Below are 24,957 nucleotides of genomic sequence, written 5' to 3'. Positions count from 1 at the left end.
GTTCGGGGAAGGGGCTTAGAGGTCCTTGAAGGACTTGCCTTCGGCGACGAGTTTTTCCAGCAGCGGCGAGGGCTTGAACTGGTCGCCCATCTTGGCGTGGAATTCCTGCATCTTGGCCAGCACCTTGGGCAGGCCGACATGGTCGCCGTACCACATGGGGCCGCCCCGATAGACTGGCCAGCCGTAGCCGTTCTGCCAGACCACATCGATGTCCGACGGGCGGATGGCCTTGCCCTCTTCGAGGATCTTCGCGCCCTCATTGATCATCGGATAGATGCTGCGCTCAAGGATCTCCTCGTCGGTCACGTCCCGGGGATTGGCGCCGGTCTTGACGATGAAGTCCTTGATGACCTGTTCGGTCACCGGCGAGGGCTTGGCGTTGCGGGTCTCGTCATAATCATAATAGCCCGCGCCAGTCTTCTGGCCACGGCGGTCCATCTCGCACAGGACGTCGCGGATGCTCTCGCCCTTGGAGCGCTCCTTGACCCAGCCGATATCGAGGCCCGCCAGGTCGCTCATGGCGAAGGGGCCCATGGGGAAGCCGAAGTCGTAGAGCACCCGGTCAATATCCCAGGGCATGGCGCCTTCCATGACCAGCTTCTGGGCTTCGCGCTGGCGCTGGCCAAGGATGCGGTTGCCGACGAAGCCCGGGCAGACGCCGACCAGGACGGCGACCTTGCCGATCTTCTTGGCCAGCTTCATGGAGGTGGCGATGACCTCCTTGCTGGTGTGGTCGGCGCGGACGATCTCCAGCAGCTTCATCACATTGGCCGGCGAGAAGAAGTGCATTCCATTGACGCTTTCCGGGCGCTTGGTGACCGCGGCGATCTCGTCGATGTTCAGGCCCGAGGTGTTGGTGGCCAGGATCGCGCCGGGTTTGCAGATGGCGTCGAGCTTGGTGAAGATGTCCTTCTTGATGTCCATGCGCTCGAACACCGCCTCGATGACGAGGTCGACATCGGCGAGCGACTCCATCTCCAGCGAACCGGTGATCAGGGCGCAGCGCTCTTCGACCTGGTCGAGGGTGATCCCGCCGCGGGAGGCGGTGCGCTCATAATTCTTGCGGATGGTGGCGAGACCGCGATCCAGGGCGTCCTGCTTGACCTCGATCAGCACCACGGAGATGCCGACATTGGCGAAGTTCATGGCGATGCCGCCGCCCATGGTGCCGGCGCCGATGATGCCGACCTTGTTCACCGGGAGGATCGCGGTGTCGTCGGCCACGTCGGGGATCTTCTGGGCCTGACGCTCGGCGAAGAAGGCGTAGCGCTGGGCCGCTGACTGCGGGCCGCTCATCAGTTCCAGGAACAGCTTGCGCTCGACCTCCAGCCCCTCGGCGAAGGGCAGGTTCACCGCGGCCTCGATGCAGCGGATGTTGTACTCAGGCGCCAGGAAGCCCCGGAACTTCCGGGCATTGGCCTTGCGGAAGGCTTCGAAGATCTCGGGCTTGCCCTTGGCGGCCTCGAGCTTCTCGTTCTGGTCGCGGATCTTGGTGAGGGGCCGGCCCTCCGCCACCACCTTGCGCGCGAAAGCCAGGGCTTCCTCGCGCAGCTTGCCTTCCTCGACCAGCTCATCGACGAGGCCGAGCCCCTTGGCTTCCTTGGCGGGCACGTGACGACCCGAGGTCATCATGGCGAGCGCGGTCTCGACTCCGACCACACGGGGCAGGCGCTGGGTGCCGCCGGCGCCGGGCAGGAGGCCCAGATTGACTTCGGGCAGGCCCAGGCGGGCCGAGGGCACGGCGATGCGGTAGTGGGCGCACAGGGCCACTTCCAGGCCGCCACCGAGCGCCGTGCCGTGGATGGCCGCGATCACCGGCTTGGTCGAGCCTTCGATGGCGTCCTGCACCTGGGGCAGGGAGGCGCCGGTCATGGCGCCGCCGAACTCGGTGATGTCGGCGCCCGCGATAAAGGTGCGGCCGTCGCAGATCAGCACGATCGACTTGGCGGCGGCCTCGGCGTTGGCCTGGGTGAAGGCGTCAAACAGGCCCTGGCGGACGGCCGCCGAGAGGGCGTTCACCGGAGGCGAGTTCAGGGTGATGACGGCGACATCGCCGTCGAGGGTCAGGTCTGTGACCGGATTGATCTGGCTCATGCGCGTCCTCAAGAGTTTCCACGGGGCCGCTTCTCGGACGGGCGACCTGACTGATTCAAACGCGTGTTATAGGCCTGACGGGAAGGGGGCGAGTCAATCGGGCTCGCCGCCGATCACCGCGCCGTTCGCCCCGCCAAGGGGCGGTGGCGCAAGGGAAACGCAAGGCACAGGAGGCGCATCATGGCGCTCGATCTCTTCACCCTTCAGGGGCGCACCGCCCTCGTCACCGGCGGCTCGCGCGGCATCGGCAAGATGATCGCCGCCGGCTTCCTGGCCCAGGGCGCCAAGGTCTACATCTCATCGCGCAAGGCCGACGCCTGCGATGCGGCGGCGCAGGAGCTGTCGCAAGGGGGCGGGACTTGCATCTCCCTGCCGCAGGACGTGTCCTCGGTGGCTGGCTGCCAGGCCCTGGCCAAGGAGATCGAAGACCGGGAGGGCAAGCTCGACATCCTGGTGAACAACGCCGGCGCCGCCTGGGGGGCGCCCTTCGAGGAGTTCCCCGAGCACGGCTGGGACAAGGTCATGGACCTGAACCTCAAGTCCCCGTTCTTTCTGACCCAGGCCCTGCATGTGGCGCTGAAAAAGGCCGGGACCCATGATCAGCCGGCCAAGGTGATCAACATCGCCTCGATCGACGGCATCCGCCTCAATCCGCAGGACACCTATTCCTATCACGCGTCCAAGTCGGGCCTGATCTACCTGACCCGCCGGCTGGCGGCCCGCCTGATCGCCGACAATATTGTCGTCACCGCCATTGCGCCGGGGGCCTTCGCCTCGGAGATGAACCGCACCGCCCGCGACCATGGGGAGGCGGTGGCCAAGGCGATCCCCGCCCGCCGCATCGGCCGCGACGAGGACATGGCCGGCGCCGCCATCTATCTGGCCAGCCGGGCCGGAAACTATGTGGTCGGCGAGACCATCGCCGTCGATGGCGGCGTGGCCCTGGCCACGGTCGGCGCCATCGGCTGAGGCTGATCGACCTTGAGACCCGGCGTGCGGGCGCTTTGCGCCGGCCGCCGGGTTTCGATAGATGAAGCCTACCCCCTTCCCCTGCGTCTCCCCGCGTCGGGGATGCGGGACTTGGAGCCGCCATTTCCATGGCCGAACGCAACGCCGCTCGAGCGACGGATCGATATGAGCGCAAGCGCGAGGACATCCTCGACGCCGCGACCCTGATCCTGAACCAGAAAGGGGTCAAAGGCCTCACCCTGAGCCTGGCGGCCGGCGCCGTGGGGCTCTCCACCACCAGCGTGACCTATTATTTCAAGCGCAAGGACGATCTCGCCGCCGCCTGTCTGATGCGCGGGGTCGACTGGTTGATCCATCTGGCCGCCAGCGCTGAGGCCGGTGACCCGCCCGCCGCCCTGCTGGAGCACATTTTTGACCTGCATCTGGAGCGCCTTCGTCTGACCGCGGTCGGCCTTGCGCCGCCCCTGCCGGCGCTGTCCGATATCCGGGCGCTGAGTCAGCCCCGCCGCAGCGAGGTGTTCGCCGCCTATATGAAGGCCTTCCGCCGGATGCGGCAGATCTTCGAGGCGCCGGAACTGGCCGCCCTGACGCGCGGCCGCCGCACGGCGCGCACGCACATGCTGCTGGAACAGATCTCCTGGGCGGCCTTCTGGCTGCCCAAATACGATCCTGAAGACTACCCCCGCATTCGCCAGCGGATGGCCGACATTCTGTTGAACGGACTTGCGGTCGAGGGCGCGGTCTGGGAGCCTCGTCTGCCGTCCATGGCCGAACTGGCGCCCGGAGAGGGCCAGGAGATGAGCCGCGACGCCTTCCTGCGGGCGGCCACCCGGCTGATCAACACCCATGGCTATCGTGGCGCCTCGGTGGACCGCATCTCCGCAGAACTGAACGTCACCAAGGGCTCCTTCTACCACCACATCGACGCCAAGGATGACCTGGTCGTGGCCTGTTTCGAACGCAGCTACGAGGTGATGCGCCGGGTTCAGCGCCTGGTCATGTCCAAGGAGGGCGACCAGTGGACCAAGCTGGCCAGCGCCGGCGCCGCCCTGGCGGAGTATCAGCTCTCGGACTATGGGCCCCTGCTGCGCTCCTCGGCCCTGTCGGCCCTGCCCGAGGCGATCCGCGAGGAGATGGTGCAGCACTCCAACCGGATCTCCGACCGTTTCGCCTCAATGATCTCAGACGGCATCGCCGAGGGCTCGCTGCGGCCCGTGGATCCGTTCATCGCCGCCCAGATGCTGAACGCCACTCTGAACGCCGGGGCGGAGCTCGCCTTCTGGGTGCCGGGTGTGCGGCAGAAGGCGGCCCCGGCGGTCTTCGTGCGCCCCTTGCTGATGGGTATCTTCCGGACCTGACGCCAGGGCTGCGGCCCTACTGCGGGCCTGGCGTCTCGATCCCGTCTGCGCCGGCGTCGGCCGCCAGCTTGCGCAGTGACGCCTCATGCTTGTCGCGGGTGATGCTGTAGAAGGCGACGAACCCGACCGCGGCCGCCAGCAGGGCGCCGAGCAGCGGCACATAGAGCATCCCCAGATTGCGGATCACCGCCTCGGGCACCTCACCGGGGCGGGCGTTCTGGGGGAAGGCGATGGCCAGCAGGATCATGCTGGAGGCGAAGATCCCGATGCCGGAAACCGACTTGTTGACGAAGCTGGCGGCGGCGAAGAACAGGCCCTCCGAGCGCCGGCCGGTCTTGATTTCGGAATCCTCCACCACGTCGGCGATCATTGAGGAGATCAGGATCGAGGCGGTGATCGACAGGCCGGTCGAGAGCATGGTCTGGACGAACAGGATCGGGATGATCACCGGGTTGTCGTTGTCGGGAAACACCCCCAGCAGCCGCAGGGTGATCGGGGCCGAGCCGATGAAGAAGGACAGCACCTTGGCCAGCTGGGCGGCGTTCTTCTTTCCCATCCTCAGCGACAGCGGCGCGGCCAGGCCGAAGGCAAGCGCGGCGGAGATGAAGTTCGCCACGGCGAACAGCGAGATCTCGACCGCCGAGAGCTCCCAGAAATAGGTGTTGAAATAGAGGTTCAGCGACAGCACCAGCCCACCGGCCATGGCGTTGAACAGGCCCGCCATGATCAGGACCAGGAAGGAGCGGTTGGACAGGGTGCCCGCCATCTCCTTGACCACCTGCCCGACCGTCAGCTTGCGCTTGGGCGGGGTGACCAGTTCTGGGATGTGCCGGTGGGTGCCAATGGCGGAGACCAGGATGGCCACCAGCATTACGCCGGCTGCGGCCGTCCCGTAGGCGACATAGCCGTCCGGGTTCAGCTGACCCACCGGATGCTCGGCGCTCGGCCGCAAGAAGACCTGGAAGGCCAGCAGGGTCATGGTCAGCCCGCCCCACCAGGCGAAGAAGTAGCGATAGCTGAGGACCTTGGTCCGCTCGTCATAATCCGAGGTCAGTTCAGCGGCCAGCGCCGTGGACGGGATCTCATAGAGGGTGATGAAGGTGCGGATCATCACCGCCACGACCAGCAGGTAGACGAACAGTCCGGTCTGGGAGAGCTCTGGCGGATTCCATAGCAGGCCATAGGTGATCGCCACGGGAATCGCTGAGGCGTACATGAACGGGTGCCGGCGGCCCCAGCGCGAACGCCAGTTGTCCGAGACCTGGCCGATCAGCGGATCGGAAATGGCGTCGAAGATCATGGCGATCATGATCACCAGACCGACCATGTGGGCCGGCATGCCGATGACCTGATTGTAGAAAATCAGCAGCAGATAGGAGAAGCCCTGGTCCTTCACGCCGAAGGCCACGGTGCCAAAGCCATAGAAGAGTTTGGTGGGCAGGCTGAGCTTCTTGGGCGCGGGGCGCACGGCGCTTGAGGTCACAGGGCATCCTTGGGCCAGACGCGACCGAGGGGCCGCACGGTGAGCTTGGCGGCCCTAAGGCCAAGCCGCATCTAGGTCCCCGCCGGGTCCGCGGGCAAGGCCGCAGACCCGGAATTCATGACGGCTTCCGCAGACGCGCGGCGGTCAGGCCCCGGTGACGGGTGGGACGTTAGGGCCGGCTGGCGTCGCGCCACCAGCAGCCTGGGCGCGCAGGGCGGTCTCTTCGAGCTTGCGCAGGTTCTCCTCGTGGGCCGCCTTGTCGATCTTGAACATGAACAGGCACCCGATGGCGATGGCGTAGAAGAACAGGAGGGTCGGCAGATAGATCAGCGCCATGTTGCGCAGGACCTCCTCGTCGACCCCGCCCCGGACGGCGCTCTGCGGGAAGGCGACAAAGGCCAGCACGGCGCCCGACACGAAGACCCCGACCCCTGAGACCACCTTCTTGAACAGGTTGTCGAAGGAGAACAGCAGTCCCTCGGACCGGCGGCCGGTCTTGACCTCGGAGTCCTCGACCACGTCGGCGATCATCGAGGCCAGCATCACCCCGGTCATCATGGCCATGGCCCCGTTGGCGATCACGTCGACGAACAGGATCCAGAACAACAGGTCAGTGCCGTTGGCGGGCATCCAGCCGATCAGCCGCAGGGCGATCGGCCCCAGCAGGGCGACCACCGCGCCGGCGAACATGGTGATGGCGCCGTTCCGCTTGCCCATCTTGGCCGCCACCTTGGGGGCGAGCGACACCCCCATGACGCTGGCGATCACCCCGGCCACGGTGAGGAGGGACAGCTGGGTCTGGGTGAGCTCCCAGAAATAGAGGAAGAAGTAGAGCTCCAGGCCGCCCTTCACCCCCAGCGACATGGACATGAACATGCCCGAGATGGTCAGGACTACGAAGGAGCGGTTGTTCAGGGTGTGCGCCACTTCGCGCGCCATCCCCTTGAAGGTGATCTTGCGGGTCGGCGGCTTGCGCAGGTCGGGGATATGTTTGTGCGTCCCGGCGGTCGAAACCAGGATGATGATGAAGATCAGAACGGCCGCGCAGAGCGCGTAGCTGAAATAGCCTTCCTGAGCCAGGACGCCGCCTGTGCCGCCCGGCCCCTCCCTGAGGAAGACCTGATAGGCCAGCAAGGTCATGCCCAGGCCGCCGGCGACCCCGAAGAAGCCGCGCAGGGCGATCAGGCTGGTCCGGTCATCGTAGCTCTTGGCCAGTTCAGGGGCGAGCGCCGAGGAGGGGAGCTCAAAGAAGGTGTCGAACAGGCGGATCACGAGCAGGCAGGCCAGCATGTAGCCGAAAATCTGCGCGTGCTCCCAGCCGGCCGGGGGGTTCCAGATCAGGAAGAAGGCGATCGCCACAGGCAGGGCGGAGAAATACATGAAGGGATGGCGGCGGCCCCACTTGGAGCGGAAATTATCCGACACCTGGCCGACAAGCGGATCGACGAAAGCGTCGAAGATCAGGGCGAACATGATGGCTGTTGAGACCATCTGCGGCGGCAGGCCGATCACCTGATTGTAGAACAGCAGCAGGAAGGTCGAGAGCCCGCGCTGCTTGATGGCGCTGGCTGCGCCGCCGGCGCCATACAGGATCCGTGTCGTGAGACTCAGGCGGCGGTCAGCGGGCGCGGCCTGGGGGGCCGTGTCAGTATGGTCGGTCACGGTGGTCCCCTATCAGGCCTTTGAACCCAGGGGCGGCGTCACGCCCCCGGACAGGATGTCGACCTCAGCGTCGCGGGTCGCCTGAGCCTCGCTGCTGGCCTTGGCGCCGGCCTCGTCGAGAATGCGCAGGTTGTCCTCGTGCTTGGCCTTGTCGATGTTGAACATGGAGAGACAGACGATCCCGAGGCCGTAGAGCAGGGTGACCAGGGGCAGGTAGATCAGGCCCATATTCTGCAGGATTTCCGGGTCGACGCCGCCGCGGCGCGCGCTATCGGGGAAGCTGACAAGGCTGAGCACAGCCCCGGCGATGAAGATGCCCACCCCTGAGACGATCTTCTTGAACAGGTTGTCGGCCGACATCAGCAGGCCCTCGGAGCGGCGGCCGGTCTTGACCTCGGCGTCCTCGACCACGTCGGCGACCATGGAGACCAGCATCACGCCGGTGGCCACCGCCATGCCGGAATTGAAGAAGGTCTCCACCAGCAGGATGATGAACAGAAGGTCGGTGCCATTGGGGGGCATCATCCCGACGAGCCGCAGGGTGATCGGCGTGATGCCGACGGCCAGGGCGCTGGCGAACATCAGGATGGCGCCGCGCTTCTTGCCCAGGGCCCGGGCCACATGGGGGGCCACCAGGACGCCGCCGAGGCTGCCGACGACGCTGACGGCGGTGAGGATCGCCAGCTGGCTCTGGGTCAGCTCCCAGAAATAGAGGGCGAAATAGATTTCCAGGCCATTCTTCGAGCCGGCCGCCACGGCGATGAACATGCCGGTCAAGGTTGCGATGACGAAAGCGCGATTGTTCAGGGTGTGCGCCACCTCCCTGGCCATCGCCTTGAAGGTGATCTTCCGGGTGGGCGGTCGGCTCAGATGCGGGATGCGACTGTGGGTGCCGGCCGTGGAGGTCAGGATCACCACGAAGATCAACACCGCAGACACCAGCGAGAAGGCGAAATAGCCGTCTCTCGCCAGGATGCCGCCGGTGCCGTCCGGATTTTCGGCCAGGAAATACTGATAGGCCGCCACCGTCATACCCAGGCCGCCGACCACCGTGAAGAAGGCGCGCATGGAGATCAGGCTGGTGCGTTCGTTGTAGTCCCGGGTCAGTTCCGGGGCGAGCGCTGAGGAGGGGAGCTCAAAGAAGGTGTCGAACAACCGCACGGTGAGCAGGCAGGCCACCAGCCAGATGACGATGGCCTCGTCGCTCCAACCGCCCGGCGGGTTCCACAGCAGGAAGTAGGCGACGGACACCGGCAGGGCCGAGAGATACATGAACGGGTGGCGGCGCCCCAGCTTGGAGCGGAAGTTGTCCGACACCTGCCCGACCAGGGGATCGACCAGGGCGTCGAACACCAGGGCCACCATCAGCACCCCGGCCACGGTCGCCGGCGGCAGTCCCACGACCTGATTGTAGAAGATCATCAGGAACGTGGCCAAACCCCGCCCCTTGACCGCATTGGCGACGGCGCCCAGGGCGTAGAACAGTTTGGTATGCAGCTTCAGAGGGGGAATCTCTGAGGGAATCGCCGTCATTAAAATCTCCGGCCGACACAAATATGGAATGAGGCCACGCGGCCACGCCCGGGCCCCGGGCGTTCAAATTCAGCAGCCGCAGTCCGGCGTCGCGTCTGACGCGGCCATCCGTTCCCGCCCGCAAGAAAATTGCGGATCAATACGCAGTCCTCCCTGCCGGACCTCGGTCGGGTCCGATCATTCTTGTATCGCGTCCGGTCCTGGCGTCCGGCGGTGTCGTCCCAGGGTCAGTCGCGCCTCAAGCCTGGGCGAGGCCTATCCCAGCGTCAACGCTTATGATCTTACAAGTCTGACACAAACTAACCGTTGGCCTACAACGGGTTGAGGCTAGGGCCACAATCGCCCACAGGCGGCGCCAGAGCCCGGCCGCGCGATCGGCTCACCCCGCGCGGCCCAGCGGACTCGCGCGCTATTCTTGGGGTGAGTACAGCGCACGGATTCTCCGCCGGGTGGCCGCGGTTCAAGGGCGGAGCATAATCTTGCCCAGATGGGTTCCAGCCTCCAGCGCCGCATGGGCGCCGGCGGCGTCCTCCAGGGGAAAGACGCTGTCGATCTGGGGGCGCAGCTTGCCGTCTGCGATCCAGGGCCAGACCGTGGCCTCGATCGCGGCGGCCAGGCGCGCCTTCTCCTCGGCGTCCCTGGGCCGCAGGGTCGAGCCGGTGACCACGGCGCGCTTCATCATCAGGGCGCCGATATTCAGCTCCACCTTGCCGCCGGCCTGGGCGGCGATGAAGACGATCCGGCCGCCGGTCTTCAGGGCCGCCAGATCACGGGCGAAATAGTCCCCGCCGACCATGTCGAGGACGACATCGCAGCCCCCGTCGGCGAGGGCGACCTCGGCGAAATCCTGGGCGGTCGTATCGATGGCGATGTCGGCGCCGAGCTCCAGGGCCTGGCGCGCCTTGTCCGCCCCCCGGGCCGTGGCGATCACCCGGGCTCCGGCCGCCTTGGCCATCTGTATCGCCGTTGTCCCGATGCCGGACGTCGCGCCGTGGACCATCAGGGTCTCTCCGGCCTTAAGCGCCCCATGCTCGAACACATTGGCGAAGACGGTGAAGACGGTCTCCGGCAGGCCCGCGGCTTCCATGAGGCTGAGACCCGCCGGAACGGGCAGGGCGTGGCGTGCGTCGCAGGTCGCGTACTGGGCGTAGCCGCCGCCGCCCAGCAGGGCGCAGACCTTGTCGCCCGCCTGCCAGCGGCCGGCGCCGACGACCACCTCCCCGGCCACCTCCAGGCCCATGGTCTGCGGCGCGCCCGGGGGCGGCGGATAAAAGCCTGCCCGCTGGGCGATGTCGGGGCGGTTGACGCCGGCGGCCTCGACCCGGATCAGAATCTGCCCCGCACCAGGCGTCGGCGTGGGCAGGGTCACGGGGTGCAGGGCGCTGGCGGGCCCCTTGTCGCCCGTGATGGCGATGGCCGTCATCTGGTCCGGTACCGTTGCTTGCGCCATCGTCATCGCCTCCACGTGCTTGCGCCAGAGCGGCGTACGGAGTTGGATAAACCGCTCCGGGGGCCTGGGCAAAGGGAGGCGCGAGCATGGAAGAGCCGGCGGAAGTCAGATTGGGGCGCGGTCAGGGCCTGATCGAGGTCACGCGGGAAGACCTTGAGCTGTATGGGGTGGAGGAGCTGGAGGCGCGGCTGGAGGTGCTGGAGGCGGAAATCGCCCGCACCCGCGCCTTTGTCGACCGTAAACGGGCCGGGCGCGCGGCGGCCGACGCCCTGTTCCGGTGATTGGGCCGCTGATAGGATGATGGCCCCATTCTGGGGGGTGACGTCGCGGCTCGCAGGCCGCTATGGCATGGGGGTTGCAAGCCGTACGCTATCGGACGATCGGTTCGTACAGTGTCTGGCAGGGGCTTAGGAAATCGATGAGCGAACTCACCGCATTGGCGAAACCCTGGCGCAGCGACGTGATCGCTGACTTCGCCCGCTCCGAACTGTTCGAGCGGACCTTCCAGGAGGGCATGGACCTGGTGGAGGAGACGGCGGCCTATCTCGACGGCGGCGGCCGCCAGGAGTCCAAGCGCCTGGATCGCAACGCCGCCCTGGCCTATGCGGCCGAGAGCATGCGGCTGACCACCCGGCTGATGCAGGTGGCCTCCTGGCTGCTGGTGCAACGGGCTGTCCGTGAAGGCGACATGGCGCCCGAAGCCGCCTGCGAAGAGCGCTATCGCCTGGCCGCCGAAACCACCCGCCATCCCGCTGAAGCCCTCGAAATCCTGCCCCCCGGCCTGCTGGCGCTGATGGATCGCTCGGAGCGCCTGTTCGAGCGGGTGCGCCATCTGGACCGGCGCATGTATGTCGAGGTCGCCGAAGACTCGACCCCCAACCCGGTCCTGTCCCAGTTTGATCGCCTGCGGGACGCCTTCGGGGCGGCCTGACCCCGGGCCCCGCTGCGGGCGCGGAATTCCAGACACAAAGAAGACGCCGCAGGCCAAGAGGCTCGCGGCGTCTTCTTTGTTTGGACCAGGAAATCCCCCGCCGCGCGGCGGGGAAGGACCTACTTGCGGGTGAAGCCGCCGAACTTGGCGTTGAACCGCGAAACGCGACCGGCGCGGTCCAGCAGGGTGTGGGCGCCGCCCGTCCACGCCGGGTGCGTCTTGGGGTCGATATCCAGGTTCAGGGTCGCGCCCTCTTTCCCGTAGGTCGACCGGGTTTGGTAGGTCGTACCATCCGTCATCACCACGGTGATGAAGTGATAATCAGGGTGCGTGTCTTGTTTCATCGCGAGGACAACCGACGTAAGAGCAGCGGGTGATGCGCCACCTGACCTGACAGGCCCGGTGCGCAAACGAGCCGCGCGTATACAGAAACGGCGGCCCTGAAGCAAGGGCGCACGGATTTCATGAGCCAGCCAGCCGACATTCCCGCCGCCGCCGCCCCGGGGCCGGAGGGGCGTCCTGGCGTCGGCGCCGAACTGGCTCAGAACCTTGATGAGGCCGCTGAGCGTCGGCCCCGCAGCCGCAATGTGGGCGCCCTTCGCCGACTGCTGCCCTTCGCCAGGCGCCGCAAGGGCGAGGCCCTTGGCGCCCTTGTCTTTCTGATCGGCGCCACGGCGGCCACCCTGGGCCTCTCCGGGGCCGTAAGACTGCTGGTGGACGCGCTTACCGCGCCGGACATTTCGCCGGCCCGGGTCAATCTGTGGTTCGCCCTGATCGGGGCGGTGGCCCTGGCCTTGGCCCTCTCCTCGGCCCTTCGCTATTTCTTCGTCACCAAGCTTGGCGAGCGGGTGGTGGCCGACCTGCGCGAGGCGGTCTACGCCCACATCCTGACCCTGGATCCCGGCTTCTTCCTGCGCACCCGCACGGGCGAGGTGCTGTCACGCCTGACCACCGACATCCAGATCGTCGAGAGCCTGATGGCCACTTCGGTCTCTGTGGCCCTGCGCAACCTGCTGACCCTGATCGGGGCGCTGATCCTGCTGGTCTGGGTCAGTCCGGGCCTGACCGGTCTGGTGATATTGATCTTCCCCTTTGTGATCGCCCCGCTGTTCGTGTTCGGGCGTCGCGTCCGCCGGCTGACCGTGTCGACCCAGGACCAGTTCGCCCAGGCGGTGGGCCAGGCTGGAGAAACGCTGGACGCGCTGGAGACCGTCCAGGCCTTCGGCGGGGAGACCGCCGCAGCGCGGTCCTTTGACGGGGCGGTGGAGCGGGCGTTCGAAACCTCCCTGCGCCGCATGACGGCGCGCGCGGTGATGACCGCCCTGGTGATCGCGCTCGTGTTCGGCGGCGTGGTGGCCATCTTCTGGCTGGGGGTCCATGCCGGACTGCGCGGCGAAATGAGCTGGGGGGCGCTCTTCCAGTTCGCCTTCCTGGCGGTGATGGCGGCGGGTTCAGTCGGCGCGCTGGGGGAGACCTGGGGGGACGTTCAGAAGGCCGCAGGCGCCATGGACCGGATCGCCGAGCTGCTGGACGCCAGACCAGGCATCGCCGCGCCGGCCAGCCCCGTCACCCTGCTCAGCCCCTCGCAAGGGGCCGTCGCCTTTGAGGCCGTCACCTTCGCCTATCCCGGCCGCCCTGACCTGCCCGCCCTGCAGAACTTCACGCTCAAGGTCGCGCCCGGCGAGCGGGTGGCCCTGGTGGGGCCCTCCGGGGCCGGCAAGAGCACGGTCTTTCGGCTGCTGCTGCGCTTCTATGACCCCGACCAGGGCGTGGTCCGCCTGGATGGGACCGACCTGCGCCAGGCCGATCCTCGGGCGGTGCGCGATCGGATGGCCCTGGTCGCCCAGGACTCGCCGCTCTTTTCGGGCTCAGCGGGCGAGAACATCGCCTTTGGCCGGCCTGACGCCCAGCTGGAGGACATCCTGGCCGCCGCCCAGGCGGCCCAGGCCAGGGGCTTCATCGAAGCCCTGCCAGAGGGCTTCCAGACCCCATTGGGTGACCGGGCCAGGTCCCTGTCCGGAGGCCAGCGCCAGCGGCTGGCCATTGCCCGGGCCCTGATCCGCCAGGCGCCCATCCTGCTCCTGGACGAGGCCACCAGCGCCCTGGACGCCGAGAACGAGCGGCTGGTTCAGACCGCCCTGGACGAGGCCATGCGCGGGCGCACCACCCTGGTCATCGCCCATCGCCTGGCCACGGTGCTGAAGGCCGACCGGATCGTGGTGATGGACCAGGGGCAGGTGGTTGAGCAGGGGACCCATGCCGAGCTCTCGGCCCAGGGCGGGCTCTATGCCCGGCTGGTGGCGCTGCAGTTCGGCCAGGCCGCCTGATCGCTCAGGCGCCGAACATCTCCTGGCGCACCGTCACCGCCAGTTCCGGAAAGTCTGTGAAGACCCCGTCGACGCCGGCGCTGTAGAGGGCGCGCAGCAAGCGCCCAGCATGCCCGTGCGCAGCGGGTTGGCCCCCCCGTCGCAGGGCGGCCGGCAGGAAGCTGTTCTCAGAGCGGACCGTCCAGGGATGAACCTGCATCCCGGCCGCTTGCGCCTGGGCGATCAGGGGCGTGGCGGCGAGGCCCGGCCCATCCAGTTGCAGAACCATTTTCAGCTCCGGCCCCAGGCCGTCGGAAAACCCGGCCACTTCCGCCAGGAGGGACTCAGACATCTGGCCTTCGCCGACCAGCATCACCGTCGGCGCCCGGTTGGCGGCGCGGAAGGCGCGCAGCGGTCTCGGCTCGAAGCACTGGACGAAAACCGGGGCGTCGCGGCGGTCGAGGTCGTTGTCGCGCAGCGCCGCCCCCAGGGCCTGGCTCATGGGCAGGTCCCGAGCCTCGAAATAGGTCGGGTGCTTCATTTCGGGATAGACGCCGATGGTCCGGCCTGTCCGCGCGCTCTGCGCCTTGGCCAACTCGACCACCTCCTGGAAGGTGGGGATATCGGCCTGGCCGTCGAAGGCCGCGCTGGCGGGGCGCAGCTCAGGCAGGCGTTCGCGGGCCCGCAGGGTCTTCAACTCGGCCAGGGTGAAGTCCTCGGTGAACCAGCCAGCCACCTCCACCCCGTCGATAGTCCGCTCCGTCCGCCGTCCGGCGAAGTCCGGCCGGTCGGCGACGTCGGTGGTTTCGGAGATTTCGTTCTCGTGACGGGCCACCAGGACCCCGTCGCGGGTCATCACCAGGTCCGGCTCGATGAAGTCGCAGCCTTGGTCGATGGCCCGCTGATAGGCCAGCAGGGTGTGCTCAGGCCGCTCGCCGCTGGCGCCCCGGTGGGCGATCACGAGGGGGCGGCGGGGCGGCCGGGCCAGGCTGGACGCCGCAAAGGCCAGGGCCAGCGGGATGGACGCCGAAAAGGCGCGACGGGTGAGGGCGCTCATGCCCCCGGTCTAGCCGCCGCTTGTGACGGTTACGTCAAGCCTGGGCCCGTGGTCGCCTCAGGCCGCGGCGCGCAGTCGCTCCAGCAGCATGGGATGCATATCCAGATTGGCGGCGCAGACGGAGCCAGACCCCAGCACGTCCTCGCCCCCGTCGGCGTCGCTCACCTTACCGCCGGCCTCGGTGATCAGCAGGATGCCCGCCGCCAGGTCCCAGCGGTTCAAGTCGCGCTCCCAATAGCCGTCGAACCGGCCAGCGGCCACATAGGCCATGTCGAGCGCGGCCGAGCCGAAGCGGCGCACGCCGGCCACCCGCTGGCTGATCTGGTGCAGTTCCTTCAGGAACTTGGCGTGCTGGCCGTGACCCAGGAAGGGGATGCCGGTGGCGATCACCGACTCATCGAACCGGGTCCGCGCAGCCACCCGCAGGCGGTGGTCGTTGAGGAAGCAGCCTTTGCCCTTCTCGGCCCAGAACAGCTCGTTGCTGACCGGGTTGAAGGTCAGGGCGGCCACGATGGCGCCCTGGCGCTCCAGGGCGATGTTGATGGCGAAGTGCGGGATGGCGTGCAGGAAGTTGGTGGTCCCATCCAGGGGATCGACGATCCAGGTGTGGGTCTTGTCGGTGCCCTCGATCATGCCCCGCTCTTCACCGAGGAAGCTGTAGCCGGGGCGGGCGGCGGTGAGCGCCTCGAAGATGGTCTGCTCGGCCTTGATGTCCGCGGCCGAGACGAAGTCGGCGGCGCTCTTCTTGGAGACCTGCAGTTCGGCCAGTTCGCCGAAGTCGCGGTTGAGGCCTCGCGCAGCCTTGCGGGCGGCGTCGGACATGACTTTCAGAAGTGCGGTTTGCGTGGCCACGGTCTGTTCCAGTGCGCGCAAGGGACGGGGGGCGGTGGTCGGCGCTCGGGCGGGAAATGGGCGGCGGAACCTAGTCGCCGCGCCGCCCTATGGCAAGGCGGGGCGTCAGAGACCCGCCTGGGCTTCTGACCTGGCCCGGAGGGCGAGGCCGCGGGCGATGGCGGTGTTCAGGGCTCGGACGGCGGCGGCCGGACCCTCCGGATGGGCCCAGACTCCGGCCGAGACCGCCAGGAAATCCGCGCCTGCGGCGGCCAGGCCCTCGGCGGTGTCGGCGGTGATCCCGCCGATCGCCACGCAAGGGATCTCCATGGACTCCTGCCAGATGGTCAGCAAGTCAGGCTCAGCCTGGGTGGGAGCGTCCTTGGTGGTGGTCGGGAAAAACGCCCCAAAGGCCACATAGTCGGCGCCGGCCTCGGCGGCCTCCATGGCCAGGTGGCGGCTGTCATGGCAGGTGACGCCGATCATGGCGGCCTTGCCCATGATCTGACGGGCCTCCCGGCAGGGGGGATCGTCCTGGCCCACATGGACCCCGTCGCAGCCCAGGGCCGCGGCGAGATCAGGGCGATCATTGAGGATCACGGCCACGTCCCGGCTGTGGGCGATGGGGGTCAGGACATCGACGGCCGCGGCGATCACCTCGTCCGAAGCGCCCTTCAGCCGGATCTGCAGGGCTGCGACGTCTCCCGCGTCCAGGGCCTCGGCCAGGGTGTGGCCAAAGGCGGCCAGATCATCGAGGACCGGCGGCGTGATCAGATAGAGGCGGCAGTCGGGCGGCGTGGTCATGATCCCGCTTCTAGACTCACCTCCGCCCAAAGGGGAGGGGGCTCATTCGAGGCCGAGCAGGGCGCGCAGGACGTAGGCCACCGCCCCGGTGGCGGCCATGCCGCCAAGGGCCAGGGCGACGAACCAGGCGAGCCGCCGCGCCAGGGGCGGACGGGGCGCCTCGGAGTCAGGCGGTCCCTCAATGATATCCCGCATCGGCCCCGACCTTGCCGCGGAACACCCAGTAGACCCACACCGTATAGGCCAGGATCACGGGCAACAGGATGACCAGTCCTCCCAGCATCAGGCCCAGCGCGTTGTCCGCCGAGGCCGCCTGCCGGAAGGTCAGATCATAGGGCACGATGTTGGGGAAGAAGCCGACCGCCAGCCCCAGATAGCCGGAGACGAAGACGGTCAGGCTGCCCACGAAGGGCGCCACATGCCCGCCGCTGGCCAGGCCCCGCACCACCAGGGCCAGACCCGCCAGCCCCAGGAGCGGAATGGGTGACAGCAGCCCCAGCCGCGCAAGGTCAAAGGCGCCGTCCTCAAAGCCCCAGCGGATGGCGACCTGCGGGTGGACGAACAGGGTGGCCACGCTGACCACCGCCAGGAGGGCCGCGCTTCCGATCACCGCCTTCCAGGCCCAGCGCCGGGCGTCTCCGTGCAGGTCATTCTCAGTCCGCCAGATCAGCCAGGTCGAGCCGAGCAGGGCGTAGCCGGCGGTCAGGCCGACAGCCACCAGCAGGGTGTAGGGTGTCAGCCAGTCGAAGGGGCCGCCGCCGAAGGCCTCGCCGTTCAGGGTGACCCCCTGGATGAAGCCCCCCAGCACCAGCCCTTGCGCCAAGGCCGCCACGGTGGAGCCGCCGGCGAAGGCGCCGGTCCAGAAGGCCTTGCCCCGGGCCCGCCCCCGGGCGCGGAACTCGAAGGCCACGCCGCGCAGGATCAGGGCCATCATCATCAACAGGATCGGGATGTAGAGGGCCGGCATGATGATCGCATAGGCGAGCGGGAAGGCGGCGAAGAGCCCCCCGCCGCCTAGGACCAGCCAGGTTTCGTTGCCGTCCCAGAAGGGGGCGATGGTGTTCATCATGGTGTCCCGGTCCCGCGGGGAGCGGGCGAAGGGGAACAGGATGCCGATGCCCAGGTCAAAACCGTCGAGCATCACATAGAGCAGGACGGCCAGGGCGATGACGCCGGCCCAGATCAGGGGCAGGTCGAGGTCCATCAGTGGTCCCCCTTGCTTGGTGGGCCGGGGTCTTCCGGGGCGGCGGACAGGGGCGACCCTGGGGCCCTCTGCTCGCTTGGGGCCGGCTCAAGGGCGCCGGCCAGGGGCCCCTCCGCCAGCAGGCGCAGAATGTAGAGCGCCCCGACGCTGAACACGATGGCGTAGACCACCAGGAAGCCCATCAGCGAGGCCGAGACCGCGCCGGCCCCGATTGGCGAGACCGCGTCTTCTGTCCTCAGGACGCCGTAGATCACATAGGGCTGACGGCCCACCTCAGCGACGATCCAGCCGGCGATCACCGCCACGAAGCCGGTCGGGCCCATGGCGACGCAGGCTTTCAGGAAGACCCGGCTCCGGGCCGGCGATCCCCGCCAGATCAGCCACGCGCCCCAGAACCCCAGGGCGATCATCGCCATGCCCAGGCCGACCATCAGCCGGAAAGACCAGAAGACGATAAAGACGGGCGGCCGGTCCTCCGGCGCGAAGGCGTCCAGGCCCTGGATCTCGGCGTCGACGGAGCCCCCGGTGATCCAGCTGCCCACCTTGGGGATCGACAGCTCCCAGTGGTTGCCCGCGATCTCGCGGTCGGGCCATGCGGCGATATGAAAGGGCTGTTCGGTGCGGGTTTCCCAGAAGGCCTCGATGGCGGCCAGCTTGGCCGGCTGATGTTCCAGGACAACCTTGCCCGACAGGTCCCCCACCAGGAGCTGCAGCGGCGCGACGATGGCCAGCATGCCGATGGCCATCTTGAGCGCCATGGCTGACTCCGCCTCGCTGGCGTCGCGCAGCAGGCGGAAGGCGCTGGCGGCGGCCACCACCAGGGCGGTGGTCAGATAGGCGGCCAGGACCATGTGCGCCAGTCGTTCGGGGAAGGTGGGGGAGAAGATCACCTGCATCCAGTTGACCGCCACAAGCCCCTCTTCGACCGTTCCGGCGAAACCTGAGGGGCTCTGCATCCAGCTGTTGGCCGAGATGATCCAGAAGGCCGAGGTCAATGTGCCCAGGGCGACAAGGACCGTAGAGGTGAAGTGAAGGCCTGGCCCCACCTTCTTCCAGCCAAACAGCATGACCCCCAGGAAGCTGGCCTCCAGGAAGAAGGCGGCCAGAACCTCGAAGGCGAACAGGGGGCCGATCACCGGCCCGGCCACCGCTGAGAAGACGCTCCAGTTGGTGCCGAGCTGGTAGCTCATCACCACCCCGCTCACCACGCCCATGCCAAAGGACAGGGCGAAGATCTTCACCCAGAAGAGGTAGAGGGTCTTGAATGTTTCATTGCGGGTGAGGAGCCAGAGGCCCTCAAGAACGGCCAGATAGCTCGCCAAGCCTATGGTGAAGCTTGGAAAGATGATGTGGAAGGCGATCGTGAAGGCGAACTGAATTCGCGACAGAAGCAGCGCGTCGAATTCCATCTGGCTTTCCCGCTCCACGTGGCTCGTCAAAAGCGCCGGAAGTCTTGCGCCCCGAAGCGCCCGGCACCAAGCGGACGGGGCGCGTCATAGAGTCGCGCTAATGCGTCGCAACCAAGCTGCAAATGACTTGCAAGGACGTTCGCATCTGCTAACAATCTCCTCGTCGCCTGGGGAGTCAACCGCTCGTGTACGTTTGTAACTGCAACGGAATTCGGGAACGTGAGGTCCGCGCTGCGGTCGCCTCGGGCGCCAGCCGGCCGTCGGAAATCTTCCGCGCCTGCGACGCCAAACCCCAATGCGCCCGCTGTGTCTGCGACATGCGCGAGATCCTGCAGGACCAGCAACAGGCGCTGCGCTACGCCGCCGAATAGGCAGGCCTTCGAAGGTCGCCGCGCGAGTTTCTTCGCCAGCGCTAATCACTTGCAAACATAGGCTTTGACACGACGCGGCCTTCGCATGAGGTTGCGGACAAATCTGTATGCGGCGTGAGGAAAGGAGCCACACATGCAAGGCGACAAGGCTGTTATCCGAATGCTGAACGCAGTGCTCACCAATGAGCTGACTGCTGTAAATCAGTATTTCCTGCATGCGCGTATGTTCGAGAACTGGGGTCTGCGCCAGCTGGGCAAGATCGTCTATGAAGAGTCTATCGGCGAGATGAAGCATGCCGATAAGCTGATCAACCGCATCCTGTTCCTTGAGGGCCTGCCTAATCTGCAGGATCTGCATAAGCTGAAGGTCGGAGAGGCCGTCGGCGAGTGCCTGGAGTCCGATCTGGCGGTGGAGACCGGCGGCCGGGTGACCCTGATCGAAGGCATCCAGCTCTGCGAAAGCGTCGCCGACTATGTGTCGCGCGAACTGCTGCGGGAGATCCTGTCCGACACCGAAGAGCACATCGACTATCTCGAAACCCAGCTCCTGCTGCTGAAGTCCCTGGGCGAAGCCAACTTCATGCAGAGCGCCATGGGCGAGATGGAGGGCTAGCCCCCTTCAGCGCTTCGCCCGCATCGGGGGAGGCGAGCCGAAATACAAACGCCGGCCAGGGGATCCTGGCCGGCGTTTTTCGTTGTCGAAGTCCAGGATGAACTACTCGGCGGCCTGCCGGCTGACGCCGATCTTCGGGTCCAGTTCGCCTGCGGCGTAGCGCTTGGCCATCACCGACAGGGGCAGTGGCGTGATCTTGTCGGCCCAGCCGGCGGCGCCGAATTCCTCGAACCGCTGCTGGCAGACCTGGCGCATGGCCTCCATGGCGGGTTTCAGATATTTGCGCGGATCGAACTCCGCCGGGTTCTCGGCGAACACCTTGCGAATGGCGCCGGTCATGGCCATCCGGTTATCGGTGTCGATGTTGATCTTGCGCACGCCGTGCTTGATGCCGCGCTGAATCTCTTCCACCGGCACGCCCCAGGTCTGGGGCATCTCGCCGCCATACTGGTTGATGACGTCCTGCAGATCCTGCGGCACCGAGGACGAGCCGTGCATCACCAGGTGGGTGTTGGGCAGGCGGCGGTGGATCTCCTCGATCACATTCATCGCCAGGACGTCGCCGTCCGGCTTGCGGGTGAACTTGTAGGCGCCGTGGCTGGTGCCCATGGCGATGGCCAGCGCATCGACTTCGGTCGCCTTGACGAAGGCCACGGCCTGGTCGGGATCGGTCAGCAGCTGGTCATGGCCGAGCTTGCCCTCGAAGCCGTGGCCGTCTTCCTTCTCGCCCATGCCCGTCTCAAGGCTGCCCAGCACGCCGAGCTCGCCCTCGACGCTGGCGCCGACCCAGTGGGCCATGTCCACGACGTTGCGGGTGACCTTGACGTTGTAGTCGTAGTCGGCGGGCGTCTTGGCGTCGGCCATCAGCGAACCGTCCATCATCACCGAGGTGAAGCCGAACTGGATCGCCGTGGCGCAGGTGGCCTCGTTGTTCCCGTGGTCTTGATGCATGCAGATCGGGATGTGCGGATACATCTCGGCCAGGGCGTCGATCAGGTGCTTCAGCACGATGTCATTGGCGTAGGAGCGCGCGCCCCGGCTCGCCTGGATGATGACCGGCGCATTGACCGCATGGGCGGCCTCCATGATCGCCAGGCCCTGTTCCATGTTGTTGATGTTGTAGGCCGGCACGCCGTAGCTGTGCTCGGCGGCGTGATCGAGAAGCTGTCTCAGGGTAATCCGGGCCATCGCCGTATCCGTCCGTTTCTCTCTTGTCTCTTACTGGCTCAGAGCCGCCACACCGGGCAGGGTCTTGCCTTCCATCCATTCAAGGAACGCGCCGCCGGCAGTCGAGACGAAGGTGAAGTCGTCTGCGCAGTCAGCCGCGTTCAGCGCCGCCACCGTATCACCCCCACCGGCGACAGCCACCAGTTGACCGGATCTGGCGAGGCTTGCCGCGTGTTTGGCCGCCGAAACGGTCGCCTTGTCGAAGGGCGGCACCTCAAAAACGCCCAGGGGGCCGTTCCAGATCAGTGTGGCGGCCCCGTCCATGGCCGCGAGCAGGCGCGCCAGGGTTTCCGGGCCGGCGTCCAGAATCTTGTCATCGGGGCCGAGGTGGTCAAGCCCTTGGATCTTGGCCGCCACGCCCGGCGCCACCTCGGTGGCGGTGGCTACATCGACGGGCAGCAGCAGCCGGCAGCCGGACGTCTCGGCCGAGGCCATGATCTCTCGCGCCGTGTCGCCGAGATCGTGCTCACAGAGCGACCCGCCCACATCGACCCCTTGCGCCGCCAGGAAGGTGTTGGCCATGCCGCCGCCAATGGCCAGGGCGTCGAGCTTGCCGACCAGATTGTTCAGCAGGTCGAGCTTGGTGGAGACCTTGGCGCCGCCGACAATGCCCAGGACGGGCCGCTTGGGCTTGCCGAGGGCGGCGTCCAGGGCCTGCAGCTCCAGCCGCATCTGCTCGCCGGCATAGGCCGGCAGCTGGTGGGCCAGGGCTTCAGTCGAGGCGTGCGCCCGGTGGGCGACGGAAAAGGCGTCGTTCACATAGAGGTCGCCATTGGCCGCGAGCGCCTGGGCGAAGTCGGCGTCGTTCTTCTCTTCGCCGGGATGGAAGCGGACATTCTCCAGCAGCAGGACGTCGCCGTCCCTAAGGGCCGCCACGGCCTTGTCCGCCGCCTCGCCGATACAGTCTTCGGCGAAGGCCACCTTGACGCCAAGCACCTGGGACAGGGGCTCGACCACCTGGGCCAGGCTCATTTCCGGAACCCGCTTGCCCTTCGGCCGGTCGAAGTGGGCGAGCAGGATGACCCGCGCCCCTCCGGCCCGGAGCTTGTCCACCGTCGGCTTGGCGGCCTGCAGGCGGTTGTCATCGCTGACCTGGCCGTCGGCCATGGGCACATTGATGTCCACCCGCACCAGGGCCCGCTGGCCCTTCAGGTCGGCGTCGTCGAGGGTCTTGAAGGTCATTGGCTTCCAGCGGTCAGGGCGTGGGCGGCGGGCCGCGCCTGGGCCGGGGCCCAGGCGCATCGGCCTCTAAGGCGAACGTCCGGGCAGCCGATCAGATCAGCTTGGCCATGGCGAGCGCCGTGTCGCTCATCCGGGTCGAGAAACCCCACTCGTTGTCATACCAGGACAGGACTCGGCCAAGCTGGCCTTCGACCACCTGGGTCTGGGGCAGGGCGGCGGTGGACGACGCGGCGATATGGTTCAGGTCGATGGACACCAGCGGGTCGTTGGAAACAGCCAGGACCCCTTTCATGGCGCCGTCGGCGGCGGCCTGCAGGGCGGCGTTGATCTCGTCCTTGGACACCTTGCGGCCCGGCACGAACTTCAGGTCCACGACCGAGACATTGGGGGTCGGCACACGGATCGAGGAGCCATCCAGCTTGCCGGCCAGCTCCGGCAGCACCAGGCCCACGGCCTTGGCCGCGCCGGTGGAGGTGGGGATCATGGACATGGCTGCGGCCCGGCCGCGGTAGAGATCCTTGTGCATGGTGTCCAGCGTCGGCTGGTCGCCGGTGTAGGAATGGATGGTGGTCATGTAGCCGCGTTCGATGCCGCACAGGTCGTGGATCACCTTGGCGATCGGGGCCAGGCAGTTGGTGGTGCACGAGGCGTTGGAGACCACCAGGTCATCCTTGGTCAGGACGTCGTGGTTGACGCCGAACACGATGGTCTTGTCGGCATTGTCGCAAGGCGCCGAGACCAGCACACGCTTGGCGCCGGCTTCCAGATGGGCGGCGGCCTTTTCCCGGGAGGTGAAGAGACCAGTGCATTCCAGGGCGATGTCGACGCCCAGTTCCTTGTGCGGCAGCTCGGCCGGGTTGCGGATCGCGGTGACCTTGATCGGCCCGCGGCCGACATCGATCGTGTCGCCGTCCACGATGACCGTGCCGGGGAAGCGGCCATGCACGCTGTCATAGCGCAGCAGGTGGGCGTTGGTCTCCACCGGGCCCAGGTCGTTGATCGCCACCACTTCGATGTCTGTGCGGCCATGCTCGATGATCGAGCGCAGGACGAGCCTGCCGATGCGGCCGAAACCGTTGATGGCGACGCGGACGGTCATGGTGTTCTCCTGGCGAGATAGGGTCGGCGCGAAACAGGGGCTGCGAGCGACGTTTTGCGATTGTTTTGCCGGGGTTTTGTGCGGCCCCTCTCGCGCGAGTCAAGCTCTAGTACGCCCGAAAGCGCCACGGGGCATGCGGGGCGGGGCTGGCGCGCCCGCCCGGCCACACACGGTTCAGTCGCCCTTGACCACCCGAACCTTGGCCGCCGCCTCTTTGGCCCGCGCCCGGGCGGCCTCGATGGTCGGGGCTGTGGCCAGGGCCACCCCCATGCGGCGGCGCTCGAAGGCCTCGGGCTTGCCGAAAAGCCTGAGGTCGGCGCCGGGGACGGCCAGGGCCTCGGCGACGCCCTCAAAGGCCACGCCGCGGGCCTCCATGCCCCCATAGATCACCGCGCTGGCGCCCGGTTCGCGCAAGGTCACATCCACCGGCAGGCCCAGGATCGCCCGGGCGTGCAGGGCGAATTCGCTCTGAACCTGGGTGGCCAGGGTCACCAGGCCGGTGTCATGGGGCCTTGGGCTGACCTCGGAGAACCAGACCTCGTCGCCCGTTACGAACAGCTCGACCCCAAACAGGCCAAGACCCCCCAGGGCGGCGGTCACGCGGCCGGCGATTTCCCGGGCGCGCTTGAGGGCCAGCGGGCTCATGGGCTGCGGCTGCCAGCTCTCCACATAGTCGCCCTTCACCTGGCGATGACCGATGGGCGCGCAATAGTGGGTGGCGACCTCGCCGTCGGGCCCGCGGGCCCGGACGGTGAGCTGGGTGATCTCGAAGTCGAAAGCGATGCGGCCTTCGACGATCACCAGGGCCTGTTCGACCCGGCCGCCCTCCAGGGCGTAGCGCCAGGCCTGCGCAATATCGGCGGCGTCTTCCACATAGGACTGGCCCTTGCCAGACGACGACATCACCGGCTTGACGAAGCAGGGATAGCCGACGGCCTCAGCCCCGGCCGCCAGCTCAGCCTCGCTGGAGGCGAAGGCGTAGGGCGATGTGGCCAGGCCCAACTCCTCGGCGGCCAGGCGCCGAATGCCCTCGCGGTTCATGGTCAGCTGGGCGGCCCGCGCCGTGGGGATCACCACCGCAAGACCCGCGGCCTCGATCGCCGCCAGCTCGTCAGTGGCGATGGCCTCGATCTCGGGCACGATCAGGTGGGGCCGTTCGGCCTCGACCACGGCCCGCAGGGCGGCCGCATCCGTCATGGCGATGACGTGGCTGCGATGGGCCACCTGCATGGCCGGCGCGTCGGCGTAGCGGTCGACGGCGATCACCTCGCAGCCGAGCCGCTGCAGCTCGATGGCCACCTCCTTGCCGAGCTCGCCCGAGCCCAGCAGCAGGACGCGCAGGGCGCTTGGCGAGAGCGGCGTGCCCAGGCGCAT

Annotated in this window: 23 protein-coding genes; 7 read left to right on the top strand and 16 right to left on the bottom strand. The window is 67.4% G+C overall.

Going from position 1 to position 24,957, the window contains the following annotated elements:
* Window positions 1-15 precede the first annotated feature (15 nt).
* A complete protein-coding gene (locus Q8K84_RS09765; RefSeq protein WP_305282448.1) occupies window positions 16-2,094 on the bottom strand; it encodes a 3-hydroxyacyl-CoA dehydrogenase NAD-binding domain-containing protein in 2,079 nt (692 codons plus the stop codon).
* A gap of 180 nt (window positions 2,095-2,274) precedes the next feature.
* On the opposite strand from Q8K84_RS09765, the gene Q8K84_RS09760 reads away from it, so the two are divergent.
* Complete coding sequence (locus Q8K84_RS09760; protein ID WP_305282447.1) at window positions 2,275-3,063, top strand: SDR family oxidoreductase; 789 nt, start codon at window positions 2,275-2,277, stop codon at window positions 3,061-3,063.
* Between the two features lie 128 nt (window positions 3,064-3,191).
* Complete coding sequence (locus Q8K84_RS09755; protein ID WP_305282446.1) at window positions 3,192-4,421, top strand: TetR/AcrR family transcriptional regulator; 1,230 nt, start codon at window positions 3,192-3,194, stop codon at window positions 4,419-4,421.
* Between the two features lie 16 nt (window positions 4,422-4,437).
* On the opposite strand, the gene Q8K84_RS09750 is transcribed toward Q8K84_RS09755, so the two are convergent.
* The 4 genes from Q8K84_RS09750 to Q8K84_RS09735 form a co-directional block, all read right to left on the bottom strand.
* Window positions 4,438-5,904 carry an MFS transporter gene (locus Q8K84_RS09750; protein WP_305282445.1) on the bottom strand — a complete coding sequence of 489 codons (1,467 nt, stop codon included), beginning with the start codon at window positions 5,902-5,904 and terminating at the stop codon, window positions 4,438-4,440.
* A 144-nt stretch (window positions 5,905-6,048) separates the two neighbouring features.
* Entirely contained in the window at window positions 6,049-7,566 is a 1,518-nt protein-coding gene (locus Q8K84_RS09745) for an MFS transporter (RefSeq protein ID WP_305282444.1), read from the bottom strand.
* Window positions 7,567-7,578: 12 nt separating this feature from the next.
* A complete protein-coding gene (locus Q8K84_RS09740) occupies window positions 7,579-9,099 on the bottom strand; it encodes an MFS transporter (RefSeq protein WP_305282443.1) in 1,521 nt (506 codons plus the stop codon).
* A gap of 460 nt (window positions 9,100-9,559) precedes the next feature.
* Window positions 9,560-10,549, bottom strand: coding sequence for an NAD(P)H-quinone oxidoreductase (locus Q8K84_RS09735; protein ID WP_305282442.1), 990 nt, complete (start codon window positions 10,547-10,549; stop codon window positions 9,560-9,562).
* Window positions 10,550-10,635: 86 nt separating this feature from the next.
* Here Q8K84_RS09735 and Q8K84_RS09730 point away from each other — a divergent pair, with 86 nt between their 5' ends.
* Both Q8K84_RS09730 and Q8K84_RS09725 read left to right on the top strand, forming a co-directional pair.
* Window positions 10,636-10,830 carry a DUF1192 domain-containing protein gene (locus Q8K84_RS09730; protein WP_305282441.1) on the top strand — a complete coding sequence of 65 codons (195 nt, stop codon included), beginning with the start codon at window positions 10,636-10,638 and terminating at the stop codon, window positions 10,828-10,830.
* Between the two features lie 137 nt (window positions 10,831-10,967).
* Window positions 10,968-11,480, top strand: coding sequence for a DUF1465 family protein (locus Q8K84_RS09725; RefSeq protein WP_305282440.1), 513 nt, complete (start codon window positions 10,968-10,970; stop codon window positions 11,478-11,480).
* A gap of 119 nt (window positions 11,481-11,599) precedes the next feature.
* On the opposite strand, the gene rpmE is transcribed toward Q8K84_RS09725, so the two are convergent.
* Window positions 11,600-11,824 carry a 50S ribosomal protein L31 gene (rpmE, locus tag Q8K84_RS09720; protein WP_293319064.1) on the bottom strand — a complete coding sequence of 75 codons (225 nt, stop codon included), beginning with the start codon at window positions 11,822-11,824 and terminating at the stop codon, window positions 11,600-11,602.
* 120 nt (window positions 11,825-11,944) lie between these two features.
* On the opposite strand from rpmE, the gene Q8K84_RS09715 reads away from it, so the two are divergent.
* Window positions 11,945-13,807 (top strand): ABC transporter transmembrane domain-containing protein, encoded by a 1,863-nt coding sequence (locus Q8K84_RS09715; protein WP_305282439.1) that lies wholly within the window; start codon window positions 11,945-11,947, stop codon window positions 13,805-13,807.
* Window positions 13,808-13,811: 4 nt separating this feature from the next.
* Here the strand turns inward: Q8K84_RS09715 and Q8K84_RS09710 are convergent, their stop codons facing one another.
* The 6 genes from Q8K84_RS09710 to Q8K84_RS09685 all read right to left on the bottom strand — a co-directional run bounded on the left by Q8K84_RS09710 (window position 13,812) and on the right by Q8K84_RS09685 (window position 19,091).
* A complete protein-coding gene (locus Q8K84_RS09710) occupies window positions 13,812-14,843 on the bottom strand; it encodes a glycerophosphodiester phosphodiesterase family protein (protein ID WP_305282438.1) in 1,032 nt (343 codons plus the stop codon).
* 57 nt (window positions 14,844-14,900) lie between these two features.
* Window positions 14,901-15,695: an inositol monophosphatase family protein gene (locus Q8K84_RS09705; RefSeq protein ID WP_305282437.1), complete on the bottom strand. Its 795-nt coding sequence runs from the start codon at window positions 15,693-15,695 to the stop codon at window positions 14,901-14,903.
* 105 nt (window positions 15,696-15,800) lie between these two features.
* Entirely contained in the window at window positions 15,801-16,478 is a 678-nt protein-coding gene (thiE, locus tag Q8K84_RS09700) for a thiamine phosphate synthase (protein ID WP_305282436.1), read from the bottom strand.
* Between the two features lie 42 nt (window positions 16,479-16,520).
* On the bottom strand, window positions 16,521-16,673 hold the full coding sequence (locus Q8K84_RS09695; protein WP_305282435.1) for a hypothetical protein: 153 nt from the start codon (window positions 16,671-16,673) through the stop codon (window positions 16,521-16,523).
* Window positions 16,657-17,682, bottom strand: coding sequence for a cytochrome d ubiquinol oxidase subunit II (cydB, locus tag Q8K84_RS09690; RefSeq protein WP_305282434.1), 1,026 nt, complete (start codon window positions 17,680-17,682; stop codon window positions 16,657-16,659). Before cydB ends, Q8K84_RS09695 begins: the two co-directional genes overlap by 17 nt.
* Window positions 17,682-19,091, bottom strand: a complete 1,410-nt coding sequence (locus Q8K84_RS09685; RefSeq protein ID WP_305282433.1) for a cytochrome ubiquinol oxidase subunit I — start codon at window positions 19,089-19,091, stop codon at window positions 17,682-17,684. Before Q8K84_RS09685 ends, cydB begins: the two co-directional genes overlap by 1 nt.
* 185 nt (window positions 19,092-19,276) lie before the next feature.
* On the opposite strand from Q8K84_RS09685, the gene Q8K84_RS09680 reads away from it, so the two are divergent.
* Window positions 19,277-19,462, top strand: a complete 186-nt coding sequence (locus tag Q8K84_RS09680) for a bacterioferritin-associated ferredoxin (RefSeq protein WP_305282432.1) — start codon at window positions 19,277-19,279, stop codon at window positions 19,460-19,462.
* A 133-nt stretch (window positions 19,463-19,595) separates the two neighbouring features.
* A complete protein-coding gene (gene bfr, locus Q8K84_RS09675; protein ID WP_305282431.1) occupies window positions 19,596-20,075 on the top strand; it encodes a bacterioferritin in 480 nt (159 codons plus the stop codon).
* A gap of 102 nt (window positions 20,076-20,177) precedes the next feature.
* Here the strand turns inward: bfr and fba are convergent, their stop codons facing one another.
* The 4 genes from fba to purT form a co-directional block, all read right to left on the bottom strand.
* Window positions 20,178-21,263: a class II fructose-bisphosphate aldolase gene (fba, locus tag Q8K84_RS09670; protein ID WP_305282430.1), complete on the bottom strand. Its 1,086-nt coding sequence runs from the start codon at window positions 21,261-21,263 to the stop codon at window positions 20,178-20,180.
* 30 nt (window positions 21,264-21,293) lie between these two features.
* Window positions 21,294-22,484: a phosphoglycerate kinase gene (gene pgk, locus Q8K84_RS09665; protein ID WP_305282429.1), complete on the bottom strand. Its 1,191-nt coding sequence runs from the start codon at window positions 22,482-22,484 to the stop codon at window positions 21,294-21,296.
* A 91-nt stretch (window positions 22,485-22,575) separates the two neighbouring features.
* Entirely contained in the window at window positions 22,576-23,583 is a 1,008-nt protein-coding gene (gene gap / locus Q8K84_RS09660) for a type I glyceraldehyde-3-phosphate dehydrogenase (protein WP_305282428.1), read from the bottom strand.
* A gap of 174 nt (window positions 23,584-23,757) precedes the next feature.
* Window positions 23,758-24,957 (bottom strand): formate-dependent phosphoribosylglycinamide formyltransferase, encoded by a 1,200-nt coding sequence (gene purT, locus Q8K84_RS09655; protein ID WP_305282427.1) that lies wholly within the window; start codon window positions 24,955-24,957, stop codon window positions 23,758-23,760.

Source organism: Phenylobacterium sp., assembly GCF_030679875.1.
Taxonomy (GTDB): Bacteria; Pseudomonadota; Alphaproteobacteria; order Caulobacterales; family Caulobacteraceae; genus Phenylobacterium.
Note: the sequence above shows the minus strand (reverse complement) of the source record. Positions and strands in the feature narration are given on the sequence as shown.

Bases quoted from the DNA above. Each gene is read 5' to 3' on its own strand.
- Q8K84_RS09765 (WP_305282448.1), bottom strand. From the start codon at position 2,094: ATGAGCCAGATCAATCCGGTCACAGACCTGACCCTCGACGGCGATGTC.
- Q8K84_RS09760 (WP_305282447.1), top strand. From the start codon at position 2,275: ATGGCGCTCGATCTCTTCACCCTTCAGGGGCGCACCGCCCTCGTCACC.
- Q8K84_RS09755 (WP_305282446.1), top strand. From the start codon at position 3,192: ATGGCCGAACGCAACGCCGCTCGAGCGACGGATCGATATGAGCGCAAG.
- Q8K84_RS09740 (WP_305282443.1), bottom strand. From the start codon at position 9,099: ATGACGGCGATTCCCTCAGAGATTCCCCCTCTGAAGCTGCATACCAAA.
- Q8K84_RS09735 (WP_305282442.1), bottom strand. From the start codon at position 10,549: ATGGCGCAAGCAACGGTACCGGACCAGATGACGGCCATCGCCATCACG.
- Q8K84_RS09730 (WP_305282441.1), top strand. From the start codon at position 10,636: ATGGAAGAGCCGGCGGAAGTCAGATTGGGGCGCGGTCAGGGCCTGATC.
- Q8K84_RS09725 (WP_305282440.1), top strand. From the start codon at position 10,968: ATGAGCGAACTCACCGCATTGGCGAAACCCTGGCGCAGCGACGTGATC.
- rpmE (WP_293319064.1), bottom strand. From the start codon at position 11,824: ATGAAACAAGACACGCACCCTGATTATCACTTCATCACCGTGGTGATG.
- Q8K84_RS09715 (WP_305282439.1), top strand. From the start codon at position 11,945: ATGAGCCAGCCAGCCGACATTCCCGCCGCCGCCGCCCCGGGGCCGGAG.
- Q8K84_RS09710 (WP_305282438.1), bottom strand. From the start codon at position 14,843: ATGAGCGCCCTCACCCGTCGCGCCTTTTCGGCGTCCATCCCGCTGGCC.
- thiE (WP_305282436.1), bottom strand. From the start codon at position 16,478: ATGACCACGCCGCCCGACTGCCGCCTCTATCTGATCACGCCGCCGGTC.
- Q8K84_RS09695 (WP_305282435.1), bottom strand. From the start codon at position 16,673: ATGCGGGATATCATTGAGGGACCGCCTGACTCCGAGGCGCCCCGTCCG.
- cydB (WP_305282434.1), bottom strand. From the start codon at position 17,682: ATGGACCTCGACCTGCCCCTGATCTGGGCCGGCGTCATCGCCCTGGCC.
- Q8K84_RS09685 (WP_305282433.1), bottom strand. From the start codon at position 19,091: ATGGAATTCGACGCGCTGCTTCTGTCGCGAATTCAGTTCGCCTTCACG.
- bfr (WP_305282431.1), top strand. From the start codon at position 19,596: ATGCAAGGCGACAAGGCTGTTATCCGAATGCTGAACGCAGTGCTCACC.
- fba (WP_305282430.1), bottom strand. From the start codon at position 21,263: ATGGCCCGGATTACCCTGAGACAGCTTCTCGATCACGCCGCCGAGCAC.
- pgk (WP_305282429.1), bottom strand. From the start codon at position 22,484: ATGACCTTCAAGACCCTCGACGACGCCGACCTGAAGGGCCAGCGGGCC.
- gap (WP_305282428.1), bottom strand. From the start codon at position 23,583: ATGACCGTCCGCGTCGCCATCAACGGTTTCGGCCGCATCGGCAGGCTC.
- purT (WP_305282427.1), bottom strand. From the start codon at position 24,957: ATGCGCCTGGGCACGCCGCTCTCGCCAAGCGCCCTGCGCGTCCTGCTG.